The sequence below is a fragment of the Streptomyces sp. NPDC003034 genome (assembly GCF_053591375.1).
The window spans coordinates 52,379-65,922 of sequence record NZ_JBSFTS010000012.1; the positions used below are offsets into that span (position 1 = coordinate 52,379).

The window sequence follows — 13,544 nt, forward strand, 5'->3', positions numbered from 1 at the left end:
GGGTCACTCTTCCGAGGGGCTCAGGCCGGCAGGGTGTTGCGGTGCGAGCGGCGCCGGGCCGCGCTGAAGAGCGCCTGGATCTGCGCCCCGGATTGCTCGACGTCGTCCAGCGGCGAGGGGAACGGCAGGCGTACGTCACGGTGGCCGCGCCGCTCCTCCAGCCGCAGGGTGATCCCGTACCGGTCCATGGCGACCGGGAGCGCGCGCAGGACGGCGGCCGCGGGCTGCGGATCGACCAGGCGCAGCAGCAGGGTGACGAGGTCGGGGTGGTCGTCGAGGAGATGGGTGAGCATGCCCGCCTCGTACGGGGCGAGCGGATCGGGGCGGGCCGCGTCCAGTTCTTCGAGGCCGAGGGACGAGAGGCCGTCGCCGGTCTCCAGGAAGGCCTGCCCGAACTCCACGCAGGTGGTGTCGGCCGAGTCCTCGCTCCCGTCCGCCCCGTCCACGTACGGGCTGAGCAGGCGGCCGAGGACGGTGACGCGGGCGCGCACCCGGTCGCGTACGGGCGTGGGCGCGACATCGGTGAACTCCAGCCGGATCGCGGGCCGGTCGTCGGACGGGGCCTGGTTCCCGGCGGCGGGCGCGGCGGGATGCAAGTGCAGGCGGTTCAGGACGTCCGTGCCGTCGAGGTGGCGGACCTCGGTGCGCACTCCGTCGGCGATCACGGTCATCGAGTGGGCGGCGGCGAGGATGGACCGGACCCGCTCGGCGTCGGTGGGGCGGTCGGCGGGTACGTCGGGGGCACCGGACATGCGCATGCGGATCTCTTCTCCATCATCCGGGGTATTCAGGTTGTCACTTAGGTAAGCCTAACCTAACCCATTCGTCTCTGGGGGAGCACGGGTGGCCCCGTGTCGGTGTTGGGCTGAACGGGTGAAACGCGAGAGGATGGGTGGATGTACATGAAGCGAGCGGCCGAGGCGGCCCGGTGAGCAGGTACGACGTCACCGACGAACAGTGGGAGGGGCTCGCGCAGGTGGTACCCCTGCGCAGTCGCAATGAATGGCCCTCCCGGGTGGACCACCGCACCATCCCCAAGGCGCCCGGAGCGTCCGCGGCGGAACAGCGGCGCTTCGTGGTGATACGGGTTCAGATCTTCGCGGACGCGCGGGAGGTGGCCGAATACCTGATCGCGCAGATCCCGGTGCTGCTCGACCTCACCGGCGCGGACAGCGAAGTGGCCAAGCGCATCCTGGACTTCAGCAGTGGCGTGGTCTTCGGGCTGGGCAGCGGGATGCACCGCGTCGACCGGAACGTCTTCCTGCTCGCGCCCGTCGGCACCGAGGTCGAGGGCATCGCGGCGGCGGCCGTCCCCCGATCGTAGGAAGGTCGCGGCGGCGGAACGGTTCGGCGGGCCTGTGCGGGGCCCGGCGGCCCGTACCGTCCGGCGGATGGACGCCTCCCAGGACACGACGGGCCGCCCCGCTGCCGCCGCTCCCGCCGCCGCACTCCCCGCCCTGCCCGCACTCCACGCAGTCTCCGCCGCCGCCGTCGCGTTAGCCGATGCCGCCGTCGTACCCGCCCAGGTCAGGCCCGTCGGCGCTGAGCCACCCGCGGCCCAGCCGCTCGTCGCCCAGCCGCTCGTCGCCCAGCCGCTCGCTGCCCAGCCGCTCGTCGCCGGGCCCGCCGGGGCCGCGCACCCCCGGCCCGCGATCACCGAACTGCTGCTCTCCGCCTTCGGCCCGCACCGCGCCGCGGCCTTCCCGCTCGGGCCCGTCACCCTCTTCGCCGGGCCGAGCGGCAGCGGCAAGTCCCAAGCCCTGGCCGCCTACGCGGCCCTGGCGGCCCTGGCCTCCGGCGCCACCCTCGACGAGGCCTTCCCGGACCCGGGCTCCCGCATCCCGGACCTGGCGGTCCCCGACGCCCAGCGCCGGCGCGGATTCCGGATCGGCTGCACGGTCGACGGCCCCGCCGGGCCGGTCCGGCTCGACCTCGCCGTGCAGGCCGAACCCGCGCTGCGGATCGTCGGCGAACGGCTCTCGCACGGCGGGCAGATCCTGCTCAGCACCGCCCTGCGCGACCCCGGCCGGCGCTCCGTGCAGGCGGCCTGGCTGACCGGCGGCGCCGTCGGCGTCACCAAGGCCCCGCTGCCCGACGACCGGCTCGGTACCGCCCTGCTCCCCCTCCGCGTGGCGGGCGCCACGGCCGGCCAGCGGAAGGTCCTGGCCGCCGCCGAGCAGATGGTGGTCGCCCTGCGGGCGGTGTTCCCCTGCGACCCCCGCCCCGGGCGGATGCGGGCGCCCGTCCCGCCGGGGGAGGGTCGGCTGCTGGGCGACTGCGCCAACCTGGCGGACGTACTGCGCCGGACCCGCCACGAATGCGGCACCCGCCACGCGCTGCTGACCCAGGCGGCCCGTACCGGCTGCGCGGGCCCAGTCGCGGCGCTGGACGTACGGGGTCGCGCGGACGGCTGCGTCACCGCGCTGCTGGACCGGGGACCCGCGCGGCCCGCCACCGAACTCGGGCGGCTCGGCGCGGGTGAACTCCGCTTTCTCGCCCTGGCCCTGGTACTGCTGACCGGGCCCGGCGTCCTGGCCATGGACCCGGCCGCCGAACTGCTCTCCGCGCAGCAGGCGCTGACCGTGCTCGCCGACGGCTTCGACCGCGGCCTGGACCGGCGCCAGATCGCCGAACTGCTGCGCCTGGCCCTGCTGTCCTGCGGTCGCGGACACGTCCGGCTGGTGGCGGCGGTCGGAGAGGAATGCGGGGCCGCCGCCCGTGGGCTCCCCGGCGTCACGGTGGTAGACCTGTCGGCATGAGCGGCAGGAGCGGCATGAACAGCACGAATGACCCGCACGATCGGAACGGCACGCACGACCCGCACGATCCGAAGGGCCCGGGCGAAGCGAGCGGCGTCGCGGGCCCAGCGCGTACGGGCGAGCCGCACGGCGAGGGGCGTCCCGACGAGCGGCTGGACCGGTTGCAGCGCCGCCTCGCCGACTTCGCCGCGGCCCGCGGGTGGGAGCCGTACCACACGCCCAAGAACCTGGCGCGGTGGCGCTGAGCGTGGAGGCGGCCGAACTCGTGGAGATCTTCCAGTGGCTGACGCCGGAACAGTCCGCCAGGGTGATGGAGGATCCGGGGACCGCGCACCGGGTGGCCGATGAGGTGGCCGACGTGCTGGCGTACCTGCTGCAATTCTGCGAGGTCCTCGGGGTGGATGTGCTGGACGCGCTCGCTGCGAAGATCGAGAGGAATGAGCTCCGCTTCCCGGTGCCGGGTGGTTCGACTCCGAATCGTCACTCTTCGGAGTGATAGCGTCGTCCGCAACCCTGTTGTGTCCATAGATTTCCGCATACCCCTGGCTTTACCGGCCCGTTGCCCTCACTCTGGGTAGTGGAGAACGGCGGGATGTCGTGCGGACGGGGGACGGCATATGGATGCGGTAAGGCTCATCGCGGCCGGCCGGCACGCGCTGGCACAGAGCGGGGAGGCGTGGGAGATCGTGGGCGAGGCCTGGCAGGTCCAGGCGCTCGCCCAGGGCATAGGGAGCTGGCTGGCGGTCACCGGGCCGCCGGAGCTGAGAGCGGAGGCACGGGGACTGGGGGAAGCGGGGGGCAGAGGCTGCGGGGTGCTCGACCGGGCGGCCCTGCACGGAGAGGGCATCACGCCCGACCAGCCGCCGCGGGCGGCGCAGTTGACCGGGGTGGCAGATGTCAGACAGGCGCTCCTCGGGCTCCAGGCGCTGCTGGGTGAGGTGGGGATAGCGCTCGTCGGGGTCGCCTGCGGGACGGACGAGGAAGGCCTGTACTGGCAGTGCATAGAGTCCATCGACGCGGCTGACGAGTCGAGCGACCGGGTACGGGCGATCCTGCGCCGTCTGACGGTCCGGGAGCGGGGATCCGCCTCGGGAGTCGCCTGAGCGGGTGTGCGCAGGCGGGGTCCCGTCGCGCGCGACGGGACCCGCACGGTCAGAGCGACCGGGAGGAGGGGCGCTCGCTCTCCAGCGCGCCGCTGCCCGACGTCACGGACGGGCCGGGGGCGGCCGGGGCGCCGAGGGCGCCGGCGGTACCGGCGGTACCAGGCGCGGAGGGCGTGCGGTCCGCGGAGGACTGGAGGTCGGCGTCGAGCTGGGAGAGGTCGGCGTTCAGCGCCGCCATCAGTTCTTCCATCTGCTGTAGCAGGCCCTTCGGTGCGCCGCCCGGGGCGGGCGCCGCGGACTGCGGGCGGGCACGGTCGTGTGCTGCCTGTCCGTCCTGTCCGGGATGTTCTGGCACGGACTCGTGGGACATGGCGGCCTCCTCGGCCCTGGCCCTTCCCGTGCGGAAGGGTGCGGTGGACGCACCGGCGTCAGGCCGCCGGCGCGCGGGCCGGGCGGTCCGGCTCCGTCCGAGCCAACGATCCCCGTCCGTGCCGGTCACTGGCGGGCCCGCGGGTGGGCCGCCCGGCTGACACAGATTCACCCTGCCGGGGAAGGAAGGGCAGGATGGGTCCATGGACCTCCGCATCTTCACCGAGCCCCAGCAGGGCGCGAGCTACGACACCCTCCTGACCGTCGCCAAGGCCACCGAGGACCTGGGCTTCGACGCCTTCTTCCGCTCCGACCACTACCTGCCCATGGGCTCCGCCGACGGCCTGCCCGGACCCACCGACGCCTGGATCACTCTCGCGGGCCTGGCCCGCGAGACCCGGCGGATCCGGCTGGGCACGCTCATGACGGCCGGTACCTTCCGGCTGCCCGGCGTGCTCGCCATCCAGGTGGCGCAGGTCGACCAGATGTCCGGCGGCCGCGTGGAACTGGGCCTGGGAGCAGGCTGGTTCGAGGAGGAGCACAAGGCCTGCGGAATCCCCTTCCCGGCCGACCGGATGTCCCGGCTGGAGGAGCAGCTGGCCATCGTCACCGGCCTGTGGGCCACCCCGACCGGTGACACCTTCGACTACGCGGGCAGCCACTACCGGATCGAGAAGTCCCCCGCGCTGCCCAAGCCCGCGCAGGCCAAGCTGCCCGTCCTGATCGGCGGCCACGGCGCGAAGCGCACGCCGCGGCTCGCCGCACGGTACGCGGACGAGTTCAACATGCCCTTCGCATCCGTCGCGGACAGCGAGCGCCAGTTCGGCCGCGTCCGGGAGGCCGCCGAGGCGGCCGGGCGAAAGCCCGCCGATCTCGTCTACTCCAACGCCCTCGTGGTCTGCGTCGGCAAGGACGATGCCGAGGTCGCCCGCCGGGCCGCCGCCATCGGCCGCGAGGTGGACGAGCTCAAGGCCAACGGACTGGCAGGCTCCCCGGACGAGGTCGTGGAGAAGCTCGGCGCCTACGCCGCCGTCGGCTCCTCCCGCGCTTACCTCCAGCTCCTCGACCTCGACGACCTCGACCACCTGGAGCTGATCTCCTCCCAGGTCCTCTCGCAGATCGGCTGAGGGAGGCCCGGTGCCACGCGCCGCGGGCCCGCTCGCCGAAGCCCTGAGCGGCAGGACCGTGCTCCTGGACGGCGGGCTGAGCAACCAGCTCGCCGCCCAGGGCAGCGACCTGTCCGGCGCCCTCTGGTCGGCCCGCGTGCTCGCCGAGGAGCCCGCCCAGATCGAGGCCGCCCACACGGCGTACGCGCGGGCGGGCGCCGAGGTCCTGATCACCGCCGGCTACCAGGTCGGTTACGAGGCCTTCGCCGCCCACGGCTACGACCGCGCCGCGACCACCGCCCTGCTGCACCGCAGCGTCGCCCTCGCCGCCCGCGCGGCCGAGGCCGCCGACCACGAGGTGTGGGTGGCCGCCTCGGTGGGCCCGTACGGCGCGGTGCTCGCGGACGGCTCGGAGTACCGCGGCCGGTACGGCCTGACCGTGCGGGAGCTCGCGGCCTTCCACCGCCCCCGCATCGAGGCACTGCTGGCCGCCGGCCCCGACGTGCTGGCCCTGGAGACCGTCCCCGACCCCGACGAGACCGAGGCCCTGCTCACCGTCCTCGCGGAGACGGGCGCCGCCGCCTGGCTGAGCTACACCGTCGCCGGGGGACGCACCCGCTCCGGCGGGCCCCTCCGCGAGGCCTTCCGCCTCGCGGCCGAAGCCCCGGGGATCGTCGCGCTCGGCGTCAACTGCTGCGACCCGGCGGAGGTGCTGCCCGCCCTCCGAGCGGCGGCCACCGTCACCCGTAAGCCGCTGCTGGCCTACCCCAACGACGGCTCCCGCTGGGACGCCGCCAGCCGGACCTGGCACGCGCCCGAAACGCCCGTACCGTGGCCCACCACCGCGTGGCAGCGCGCCGGCGCCCGCCTCATCGGCGGCTGCTGCCGCATCGGCCCCGACCGGATCGCGGCCCTCGCGGCCGCCCGGCCCCCGGCCTGACCGCCTGACCGCCGGATCCGCCGGACCCGCCGGCCCCGGCCGCACCGGTAGGGGCACGCGCCGTAAAGCGGCGGCCCCAGGAGGGCCGCGAATTAGGTCGTATGGGGGAACTTTCCCGGAGAACTCCGGGAAAGCCACCGGCGGGATCGTTCATCCAGGGCAGCGGAATGTCCGCGACCCAGGAAGGACGGAACGTCACCTATGAAGATGACCGCGCGCGGAAGCATTGCGGCCCTCATGACCTGTCTGGCAGCGGCCGGCGCGGCCACCCCGGCCGTGGCCGACTCGGTACCGGTCGGTGTCCCGCTGGAAGCGGTGGAGACCACGCTGGGGGTGCCCGCCCCCCGGGTGGCCACCGGCGTGCCGGTACCGCTCGTCGGCGCGCCCGACGCGCCCCGCCACCACAGGGGAGACCTGCTCCCCACTCCACTGCTGCCGACCGTCCCGCTCGCCGCCGACCTCGGCAAGACCCTCGTCACCTCACCGGTGCCGAACCTGCTGGGCGCGCCCGAGACGGACGGCGCGGGCTCCGTGGACGCCCCGGCCACCACCCTGCGCGGCCGGACCCCGGGTCTGATCCTCGGCGCCCCGCTGACGATGCCGGACGGCGGGAACTTCGGGCTGCCGGACGTCGTCGCCCCCGAGCTGGGCCTGCTCGCCCCCGAGCTCACCGGCGCCCCGTCGGCGCTTCTCGGCCTGCGCTGAGCCCGCTGGGCCGACGCCGCTTCAAAAAGCCACCCGGTCTGCGAACGTGTACGGCATGGGATTCCATGTCGATTCCGAGACCGGGCGGCTGCGCCGCGTCATCCTCCACCGGCCCGACCTGGAGCTGAAGCGGCTCACGCCGAGCAACAGGGACGCGCTGCTCTTCGACGACGTGCTGTGGGTGCGCCGGGCCCGCCAGGAGCACGACGGCTTCGCGGACGTGCTGCGCGACCGGGGCGTCGCGGTGCACCTCTTCGGCGACCTGCTCGCCGAGGCCCTCGCCATCCCGGAGGCCAGGCACCTCGTACTGGACCGGGTGTTCGACGAGAACGAGTACGGGCCGCTCGCCACCGACCACCTGCGGTCGGTGTTCGACGGGCTGACCTCGGCCGAGCTGGCCGAGGCGCTGGTCGGCGGGATGACCAAACGGGAGTTCCTGGAGCGGCACGCGGAGCCGGTGTCGGTGCGTTTCCACGTCCTGGAGCTGGACGATTTCCTGCTCGGGCCCTTGCCCAACCACCTCTTCACCCGTGACACCTCCGCCTGGATCTACGACGGGGTGGCCATCAACGCGATGCGCTGGCCGGCCCGGCAGCGCGAGACCGTCCACTTCGAGGCGATCTACAAGCACCACCCGCTCTTCACCTCCTCCGGCGCCTTCCACTACTGGTCGCAGGGACAGGCGGACTACCCCTCGACGATCGAGGGCGGGGACGTCCTGGTCATCGGCAACGGCGCCGTGCTGATCGGGATGAGCGAGCGGACCACGCCGCAGGCCGTGGAGATGCTGGCGCGGGGCCTGTTCGCCGCCGGATCGGCGACCAGCATCGTGGCTCTGGACATGCCGAAACGGCGGGCCTTCATGCACCTGGACACGGTGATGACCATGGTCGACGCGGACACCTTCACCCAGTACGCGGGGCTCGGCATGCTCCGCTCCTACACGATCGAGCCTGGCCTCGGCCCGGACGAACTGAAGGTGACGGACCACGCCCCGGACCACATGCACCGGGCCATAGCCGCCGCGCTCGGACTGGACTCCATCCGGGTCCTGACGGCGACCCAGGACGTCCACTCGGCGCAGCGCGAACAGTGGGACGACGGATGCAACGTCCTGGCCGTCGAGCCGGGGGTGGTGGTGGCGTACGAGCGGAACGTGACGACCAACACCCACCTGCGCAAGGAGGGTATCGAGGTCATCGAGATCCCGGGCAGTGAACTGGGGCGGGGCCGCGGCGGGCCGCGGTGCATGAGCTGTCCCGTCGAGCGGGACGCCGGCTGAGACCCTCCCTTTCTGTATATGAATGCAGGAGATCGTATATACTTCCAACATCCCCTGTCACCGTGACGCTGGAGCGATCCCATGGCCACCAACCTCGTCGGCCGCAGTTTCCTCAAGGAACTCGATTTCACCGCCGCCGAGTTCCGCGGCCTGATCGAGCTGGCCGCCGAGCTCAAGGCCACCAAGAAGGCCGGGACCGAACGGCAGCTCCTCCAGGGCAAGAACATCGCGCTGATCTTCGAGAAGACCTCCACCCGCACCCGTTGCGCCTTCGAGGTCGCCGCCGCCGACCAGGGCGCGCGCACCACCTACCTCGACCCCTCCGGCTCGCAGATGGGCCACAAGGAGTCGGTCAAGGACACCGCCCGCGTGCTGGGCCGGATGTTCGACGGGATCGAGTACCGGGGTGACAGCCAGGCCGCCGTCGAGGAACTGGCCGCCCACTCCGGCGTGCCCGTCTTCAACGGGCTCACCGACGACTGGCACCCGACCCAGATGCTGGCCGACGTCCTCACCATGACCGAGCACAGCACCAAGCCGCTGGACCGGATCTCCTTCGCCTACCTCGGCGACGCCCGCTTCAACATGGGCAACTCCTACCTGGTGACGGGCGCCCTGCTGGGCATGGACGTACGGATCGTCGCGCCCGAGGCCTACTGGCCGGCCGAGGCCGTGGTAGCCCGAGCGCGCGAACTCGCGCTCACCAGCGGAGCCCGGATCACCCTGACCGAGGACGTCGCCGAGGGTGTGGCCCAAGCCGACTTCATCGCCACCGACGTGTGGGTCTCCATGGGGGAGCCCAAGGAGGTCTGGGACGAGCGGATCGAGGCCCTGGCCCCGTACGCCGTGACGATGAACGTGCTGCGGGCGACCGGCAAGCCGGACGTGAAGTTCCTGCACTGCCTGCCCGCCTTCCACGACCTCGGCACCAAGGTGGGCCGGGAGATCCACGAGCGGCACGGGCTGGAATCCCTGGAGGTGACGGACGAGGTGTTCGAGTCGGCGCACTCCGTGGTCTTCGACGAGGCCGAGAACCGGCTGCACACCATCAAGGCCGTCCTGGTCGCCACGCTCGCCAAGCCGTGGCAGGGCCACGCGTAAGCCGTGGCCCGCGCGGAAGCGCGGTCAGCGGACGCCCGCATAGTCATACGCCGACCCGGGCGCGGTCCGCGGTGGCTTCCGGTGGCGCGGGCATGCGGGGAGCGTGTCGCGTTTCTCTGACGGAAGTCACCGTCCGGTGATACCGTCGGACGGGTGAGCCCCTTCACCGGTTCCACATCAGCGACCGAACGGTGGCACCACCTGCGGGTGACCCGGCAGGACGGCGTGGCCACCGTCACCTTCGACCGCCCCGAGAAGCTGAACGCGCTCACCTTCGGCGCCTACGCCGACCTGCGCGATCTGCTGGCCGAACTGTCCCGGGAGCGGTCCGTACGCGCCCTCGTGCTCGGCGGCGAGGGGCGCGGCTTCTGCTCCGGCGGAGACGTGGACGAGATCATCGGCGCCACCCTCGCCATGGACACCGCCCAGCTCCTCGACTTCAACCGGATGACCGGCCAGGTGGTGCGGGCCATCCGCGAATGCCCCTTCCCGGTGATCGCGGCCGTCCACGGCATGGCCGCCGGAGCCGGAGCCGTCCTCGCCCTCGCCGCCGACTTCCGCATCGCCGACCCCAGCGCCCGCTTCGCCTTCCTCTTCACCCGTGTGGGCCTCTCCGGCGGGGACATGGGCGCCGCCTACCTGCTGCCGCGCGTCGTGGGCCTCGGCCACGCCACCCGGCTGCTGATGCTGGGAGAGCCCGTACGGGCGCCCGAGGCCGAGCGCATCGGCCTGCTCAGCGAGGTCACCGAGGAGGGCAAGGCCCACGTACGGGCAGCCGAGCTCGCGGCGCACCTGGCCGCCGGGCCCGCCCTCGCCTACGCGCAGACCAAGGCGCTGCTCACCGCCGAACTCGACATGCCGCTGGCCGCCGCGGTGGAACTCGACGCGGCCACCCAGGCCCTGTTGATGAACGGCCAGGACTACGCGGAGTTCCACGCGGCCTTCACCGGCAAACGGCCGCCGCGGTGGAAGGGCAGGTAACGCCATGACGGTCGCCGGGACGGTCACCGGCGCACTGCGGATCACCGGCGCACTGCGGGTCGCCGTCGTCGGCGGCGGGCCGGGAGGGCTGTACGCCGCCGCGCTGCTGGCCCGCCAGGGCCACACCGTGGAGCTCTGGGAGCGGGGCGCGCCCGAGGACACCTTCGGCTTCGGGGTGGTGCTCTCCGACGAGACCCTCGGCGGCATCCAGCAGGCGGACGCCGTCGTCTACGCCGCGCTGAGCGCGGAGTTCGTGCGCTGGGACGACGTGGACATCGTGCACCGGGGACGCCTGCTGACCTCGGGCGGCCACGGCTTCGCGGCCATCGGGCGGCGCAGGATGCTGGAGATCCTGCACGAACGCTGCGCCGGGCTCGGCGTCGGGCTGCGCCTGCGCGCCCAAGCCCCCGACGTGCGGACACTCGCCACCTCCCACGACCTCGTCATCGCGGCGGACGGCGTGCACAGCGCCATCCGGCAGGGCGGGGCCGAGCACTTCCGGCCGACCGTGACCGGGGGGCGGTGCCGGTACATCTGGCTGGCCGCCGACTTCCCCTTCGACGCCTTCCGCTTCGAGATCGCGGAGACCGGGCACGGGGTGATGCAGCTGCACGCCTACCCGTACTCCCCGGACGCCTCCACGGTCATCGTGGAGATGCGGGAGGAGGTGTGGCGGGCGGCGGGCTTCGACCTGTGCGACGAGACGGAGTCGGCGGCCCGCTGCGCCAAGATCTTCAGCGAGGCCCTGCGCGGCCGGCCGCTGCGGGGCAACCGATCGGTGTGGACACGCTTTTGCACGGTCGTGAACGAACGGTGGTCGCACGGGAACGTGACCCTGCTCGGAGACGCGGCGCACACCGCGCACTTCTCCATCGGATCCGGTACCAAACTGGCGGTGGAGGACGCGCTCGCGCTCGCCGAAGCCCTGCGCACGGAGGCCGGCGTACCGGCCGCGCTCGCGGCGTACGAGGCGCGGCGGCGCCCGGCGGTGGCGAGCACCCAGCGGGCGGCCGCCGCCAGCATGCGCTGGTTCGAGGAGATCGCCGGATACGTCGGCCAGCCCTCCCGCCAGTTCGCCTTCAACCTGCTCACGCGCAGCCGGCGGGTCACGCACGACAACCTGAGGCTGCGCGACGAGCGGTTCACACAGGCGGTGGAACGGGACTTCGGCTGCCCCGACGAGGGCCCGTCACGCATGAGGACCCCGCCGATGTTCACGCCGTTCACCCTGCGGGGGCTGACCTTGCGCAACCGGGTGGTCGTCTCGCCGATGGACATGTACTCGGCCGAGGACGGCGTGCCCGGCGACTTCCACCTCGTACACCTGGGCTCCCGGGCCCTGGGCGGCGCCGGGCTGGTGATGACCGAGATGGTCTGCGTCAGCGCCGAGGGCCGGATCACCCCCGGCTGCACCGGCCTGTACACGCCGGAGCAGGCGACGGCCTGGACCCGGATCGTCGACTTCGTGCACACCTCCGCGCCCGGCACCGCGCTCGGCGTCCAGCTCGGGCACTCGGGGCGCAAAGGTTCCACGCGCGTGATGTGGGAGGGGATGGACGAGCCGCTGCATGAGGGGAACTGGCCGGTGGTGGCCGCCTCGGAGCTGCCGTACCGGCCGGGCGTCTCGGCCGTCCCGCGCGCCCTGACCCCGGCGGACCTCGACGCCGTCCGGTCCGAGTTCGCGGCCGCCGCCGCCCGCGCCGCCGACTGCGGCTTCGACCTGCTGGAACTGCACTGCGCCCACGGCTATCTGCTGTCCGGGTTCCTCTCCCCCCTGACCAACCACCGTACGGACGCCTACGGCGGCCCGCTGGAGAACCGCCTGCGCTTCCCGCTGGAGGTCTTCGACGCCGTGCGCGCCGTCTGGCCCGAGGACCGGCCGATGACCGTCCGCCTGTCGGCCACCGACTGGGCGCCGGGCGGCACCACGCCCCAGGAGTCGGTGGAGATCGCCGCCGCCTTCGCCTCCCACGGCGCGGACGCCATCGACGTGTCGACCGGGCAGGTGGTCGCGGAGGAGACCCCGGAGTACGGACGCTCGTACCAGACCCCCTACGCCGACCGGATCCGCGGCGCGGTGGGCGTACCCGTCATCGCGGTCGGCGCCATCTCCTCCTGGGACGACGTGAACTCCCTGCTCCTGGCCGGCCGCGCGGACCTGTGCGCCATCGGCCGGCCTCATCTGTACGACCCGCACTGGACCCTGCACGCGGCGGCCGACCAGTCCTACGAAGGCCCGGCCGCGCCCTGGCCCGCCCCCTACCGCGCCGGCAGCCGCAAACCGCCGACGGGCCGCGGCTGACACCCGCCGGGGCACCGGCAGCGGCCGGTCAGGCGGCGATCACCTCGGCGCGGTCCTCGACCGGGGCGTAGCCCAGGCGCAGGTAGATCCCGTTGCTGGTGGGATTCGCCAGGTCGGTGAAGAGGACGACCTCCGAGGCCCCGGCCGCGTACGCCGCCGCGCTCGCCGCGTGCGTGACCCCGGCGGCGTAGCCGCAGCCGCGCTGCCCCGGCGGGGTGTAGACCGGGCCGACCCGGGCGGTCGCGCCGATCGGGCGCGAGAAGGAGGCCAGCGAGACGGGGCTCCCGGCGTGCTCCCACAGCAGCAGCCCGCCGTAGGAGAGCCGGTCGCGCAGGGCGGCCGGGGAGGCGGCGCCGGGCTGGCCGCACTCCCGGTTGAAGGCCTCGATCCACGTCAGCAGCAGGGGCAGATCGCGCTCGGTGGCGTGCCGGACCCGCCCGGCCGGGACGGGGTCCGGGGCGACGAGGCGGGCGAGCCGGTACAGGCGGTTCTCCTCGGTCAGCCGGGACGGCCGGGGCCACGCGGCGGCCAGCGCGTCCGCGTCGGACCGGCGGGCGTTGAAGCCGCTGATCCCGGCCAGCAGCGGTTCGGTGGCGAGCGCGTCGGCCAGTGCCCGCACCGCCTCCACGGGCAGCGCCCCGAGGAGCAGCGGATGGGGAGGGGTGCACAGCAGGCCCCCGGCGACGGCGCCGTCGGTCCCCGTCCACCAGCCGAAGAAGGGGTCGGCGCGGCCGTAGGCGTGCGGACCGCGCCGCTCCAGCGTGTCGGCCGTGGTCAGCAGGACGGTGTTGGAGACGGGCCGCGCGGCCACCGCCGGGCCCGCCGCGGCCAGATACGCCGCCAGGTCGGATGTGAAGGTCCAGGTCATGGCCCATCCTCGCGTCGGCCGGCGCCCC

General features: G+C 73.5%; 12 protein-coding genes and 2 pseudogenes. 11 read left to right on the top strand and 3 right to left on the bottom strand.

Annotation, left to right across the window (positions count from 1 at the left end):
* Positions 1-20 precede the first annotated feature (20 nt).
* Positions 21-758 carry a DUF2470 domain-containing protein gene (locus ACWDX7_RS14920; RefSeq protein ID WP_451489819.1) on the bottom strand — a complete coding sequence of 246 codons (738 nt, stop codon included), beginning with the start codon at positions 756-758 and terminating at the stop codon, positions 21-23.
* A 170-nt stretch (positions 759-928) separates the two neighbouring features.
* On the opposite strand from ACWDX7_RS14920, the gene ACWDX7_RS14925 reads away from it, so the two are divergent.
* The 4 genes and pseudogenes from ACWDX7_RS14925 (at position 929) to ACWDX7_RS14940 (ending at position 3,862) form a co-directional block, all read left to right on the top strand.
* Complete coding sequence (locus tag ACWDX7_RS14925; protein WP_189739116.1) at positions 929-1,324, top strand: cell division protein SepF; 396 nt, start codon at positions 929-931, stop codon at positions 1,322-1,324.
* A gap of 67 nt (positions 1,325-1,391) precedes the next feature.
* The gene (locus ACWDX7_RS14930) at positions 1,392-2,759 is read left to right on the top strand and encodes an ATP-binding protein (protein WP_451489818.1); all 1,368 of its coding nucleotides are present in this window, start codon (positions 1,392-1,394) and stop codon (positions 2,757-2,759) included.
* 152 nt (positions 2,760-2,911) lie between these two features.
* Positions 2,912-3,255 (top strand): annotated as a pseudogene (locus ACWDX7_RS14935) (nucleotide pyrophosphohydrolase).
* A 121-nt stretch (positions 3,256-3,376) separates the two neighbouring features.
* Complete coding sequence (locus ACWDX7_RS14940; RefSeq protein ID WP_451489817.1) at positions 3,377-3,862, top strand: DUF6099 family protein; 486 nt, start codon at positions 3,377-3,379, stop codon at positions 3,860-3,862.
* A 175-nt stretch (positions 3,863-4,037) separates the two neighbouring features.
* Here ACWDX7_RS14940 and ACWDX7_RS14945 read toward each other — a convergent pair.
* Positions 4,038-4,232: pseudogene (locus ACWDX7_RS14945) on the bottom strand (hypothetical protein); the annotation flags it as partial.
* Between the two features lie 202 nt (positions 4,233-4,434).
* Here ACWDX7_RS14945 and ACWDX7_RS14950 point away from each other — a divergent pair.
* The 7 genes from ACWDX7_RS14950 (at position 4,435) to ACWDX7_RS14980 (ending at position 12,648) form a co-directional block, all read left to right on the top strand.
* Positions 4,435-5,358 carry an LLM class F420-dependent oxidoreductase gene (locus ACWDX7_RS14950; protein WP_451489816.1) on the top strand — a complete coding sequence of 308 codons (924 nt, stop codon included), beginning with the start codon at positions 4,435-4,437 and terminating at the stop codon, positions 5,356-5,358.
* 10 nt (positions 5,359-5,368) lie between these two features.
* Entirely contained in the window at positions 5,369-6,277 is a 909-nt protein-coding gene (gene mmuM / locus ACWDX7_RS14955; RefSeq protein ID WP_451489815.1) for a homocysteine S-methyltransferase, read from the top strand.
* 237 nt (positions 6,278-6,514) lie between these two features.
* A complete protein-coding gene (locus tag ACWDX7_RS14960; RefSeq protein WP_451489814.1) occupies positions 6,515-6,982 on the top strand; it encodes a hypothetical protein in 468 nt (155 codons plus the stop codon).
* Positions 6,983-7,037: 55 nt separating this feature from the next.
* The gene (locus ACWDX7_RS14965; protein WP_451489813.1) at positions 7,038-8,264 is read left to right on the top strand and encodes an arginine deiminase; all 1,227 of its coding nucleotides are present in this window, start codon (positions 7,038-7,040) and stop codon (positions 8,262-8,264) included.
* Between the two features lie 81 nt (positions 8,265-8,345).
* The gene (gene argF / locus ACWDX7_RS14970) at positions 8,346-9,365 is read left to right on the top strand and encodes an ornithine carbamoyltransferase (RefSeq protein ID WP_451489812.1); all 1,020 of its coding nucleotides are present in this window, start codon (positions 8,346-8,348) and stop codon (positions 9,363-9,365) included.
* 153 nt (positions 9,366-9,518) lie between these two features.
* Entirely contained in the window at positions 9,519-10,346 is an 828-nt protein-coding gene (locus ACWDX7_RS14975; RefSeq protein ID WP_451489811.1) for an enoyl-CoA hydratase family protein, read from the top strand.
* 4 nt (positions 10,347-10,350) lie between these two features.
* Positions 10,351-12,648 carry a bifunctional salicylyl-CoA 5-hydroxylase/oxidoreductase gene (locus ACWDX7_RS14980; RefSeq protein WP_451489810.1) on the top strand — a complete coding sequence of 766 codons (2,298 nt, stop codon included), beginning with the start codon at positions 10,351-10,353 and terminating at the stop codon, positions 12,646-12,648.
* A gap of 28 nt (positions 12,649-12,676) precedes the next feature.
* Here the strand turns inward: ACWDX7_RS14980 and ACWDX7_RS14985 are convergent, their stop codons facing one another.
* Positions 12,677-13,516 (bottom strand): GNAT family N-acetyltransferase, encoded by an 840-nt coding sequence (locus ACWDX7_RS14985; protein ID WP_451489809.1) that lies wholly within the window; start codon positions 13,514-13,516, stop codon positions 12,677-12,679.
* Positions 13,517-13,544: the final 28 nt, after the last annotated feature.